The sequence below is a fragment of the Candidatus Zixiibacteriota bacterium genome (assembly GCA_021159005.1).
Classification (GTDB): domain Bacteria; phylum Zixibacteria; class MSB-5A5; order UBA10806; family 4484-95; genus JAGGSN01.
The window spans coordinates 1-2121 of record JAGGSN010000151.1 but is presented as its reverse complement, the minus strand read 5'-3'; the positions used below and the strand labels follow the sequence as shown (position 1 = coordinate 2121).

Below are 2121 nucleotides of genomic sequence, written 5' to 3'. Positions count from 1 at the left end.
TGATTTCATAAAGCGGTGATAAGAATGACTGAACGTGAAAAAGCATACGAGACAGCACTGACAATACTGAAAAAACTCACGCCAGAGGAACGTGGGTGGTTACGACAGGCAAGCATCGGTGGTGTCGAGGAACAGGCGTTCCGGGACGCGTACCATACATGGATGGGCGAAGAGTGGAAGGAAACGCCGGAAATAATATTCATCATCACCGAAGAGGACGCACAGATTATAGCGAAAGACATCCTTGACAGGGAATTAACGCCAGAGGAGATGCATGTAGTCAAAAAAGGCATTGAGAGCGGACTGGGTGATTGGTCGATGGTTGTATCGATAGCGGTGGGATACGCCGTAGCACATAGGTGAGTTAGATGGAATACGATATAAACTACCATAGAGCAAGGGAACTGATGATCAAACTATCCACAGACGATATTAAACTGATCACAGACGCACTCGAAGGCAGAAACACAGATGCGTTTGTGAGAGGTTTTCTATCGGGTGGATATGAGATACATCCAACTGTAGTGCATAGCACACCGGATACCTACAAGAGCCAAATGTCGCTTAAGATCGCATTCCTACAGGACATGCTGGAATCCGATAACATGGGGATGATTGAGATCGAAGAGGCGTTTGAGCAAGCGAAAGAAGTGTACAGAAAGACCATCGAGGAGGAGCAATGAATCCTCGATACTCTTTATTTTTTTATAAACTCCATCAGTAGTTGGCTGATGGGGGTAAAGAACCAACAAAGAGGCGATATGACGATGCAATCATTGATAACGAACTCAATAATCTGCGGTGACTGCCGGGATAAGATGAGGCAATACATACCGGATGAATCGGTCGATCTGATATACCTAGATCCACCATTCTTTTCTGGAAAGGATTATGATCTGATCTGGGACGGGGACAACAAGAATACTATCCGGTCATTCGAGGACACCAAATTCTACAAGAAGGTTTGTGGGAATCCAGAGTGTGAAAAAGACTTCCCGGAAGGCTATCTGTTCTGTCCGCGTTGTGGTATGTCGGTTGATAAGGCGAAGGATGTACGGAAGAACGACATCGAGGCTTACGTGGGCTGGCTGAAGGTCAGGCTGCAGGAATGCTACAGGGTACTCAAGCCGACCGGCAGTATCTACGTACACCTGGACTGGCACGCGGTGCATTATGTGAAGGTGGCGATGGATGGGGTATTCGGGATGAAGAACTTCCAGAACGATATTGTATGGTGCTATAAGGGCGGCGGAATGAGTAAAAAAAGATTTGGTAGAAAACATGATACTATTTTATTCTATTCAAAATCTACTGAATGGACATTTAATGTGGACGATGTCAGGGAAGAATATTCAGAGAGTACTAAAAACAGATTAAAAAGTGTATGCAACAATAAAAGAAATGGAATCGACTTTGGTGCATACAAATTAAATCCAAAAGGCAAATTACCGAACGATTGGTGGGAAATTCCATTTTTAGCAGAAGCATCAAAAGAACGTATGGGCTACCCCACACAGAAGCCAGAAGTCCTACTGGAGCGTATAATAAAAGCCAGCAGCAACCCAGGTGACCTGATCCTTGATCCGTTCTGCGGTTGTGGCACAGCCCTCGCGGTTGCACAACGACTGGGCAGACGATACATCGGGATCGATGCGGAGATGCCAGCGTGTGCAGTGGTACAGGAACGGATAGAGAAGCTGGGCAGCACGGCAGAGATCATCGACGCAATGGAACTGATGACTGAAACGAAGTTACGAGACACAGCCCCGGCACTGTTCCAAAAATGGGCGGTCAAAGCAGTACAGGGGAGAATGAACCACAAGCTGACAGCAGACGGTGGAATCGACGGATGGACGTTCACCGGCGATCCGGTACAGGTAAAACGAAGCGACAAGGTTGGTGTTAATGTGATCAAGGAATTTGAGACCACAATCAGGGATGCCGATAAAACACATGGCATTGTTGTGGCGTTTAGCTTTACAAAAGGGGCGAAGGACAAGGCGAAGGACACCAAAGCCAAATACGGGATCAACATCGAGTTAAAGACCGTGAAAGAACTGTTACAGTGAGGCGGCTAAACCCCGCCTCAATTCTTTATAAACTCTATCGGGTGTGTCCCGA

3 protein-coding genes are annotated in these 2121 nt (G+C 46.7%); all 3 read left to right on the top strand.

Going from position 1 to position 2121, the window contains the following annotated elements; translation table 11 throughout:
* Positions 1-24 precede the first annotated feature (24 nt).
* The 3 genes from J7K40_10000 (at position 25) to J7K40_09990 (ending at position 2069) form a co-directional block, all read left to right on the top strand.
* On the top strand, positions 25-363 hold the full coding sequence (locus tag J7K40_10000; GenBank protein ID MCD6162730.1) for a hypothetical protein: 339 nt from the start codon (positions 25-27) through the stop codon (positions 361-363).
* A gap of 5 nt (positions 364-368) precedes the next feature.
* On the top strand, positions 369-683 hold the full coding sequence (locus tag J7K40_09995) for a hypothetical protein (protein ID MCD6162729.1): 315 nt from the start codon (positions 369-371) through the stop codon (positions 681-683).
* Between the two features lie 78 nt (positions 684-761).
* Entirely contained in the window at positions 762-2069 is a 1308-nt protein-coding gene (locus J7K40_09990; protein MCD6162728.1) for a restriction endonuclease, read from the top strand.
* The last annotated feature ends 52 nt before the right edge of the window (positions 2070-2121 follow it).

Coding starts and splice junctions, on each gene's coding strand:
- J7K40_09990 (MCD6162728.1), top strand. CDS start 762: ATGACGATGCAATCATTGATAACGAACTCAATAATCTGCGGTGACTGC.
- J7K40_10000 (MCD6162730.1), top strand. CDS start 25: ATGACTGAACGTGAAAAAGCATACGAGACAGCACTGACAATACTGAAA.
- J7K40_09995 (MCD6162729.1), top strand. CDS start 369: ATGGAATACGATATAAACTACCATAGAGCAAGGGAACTGATGATCAAA.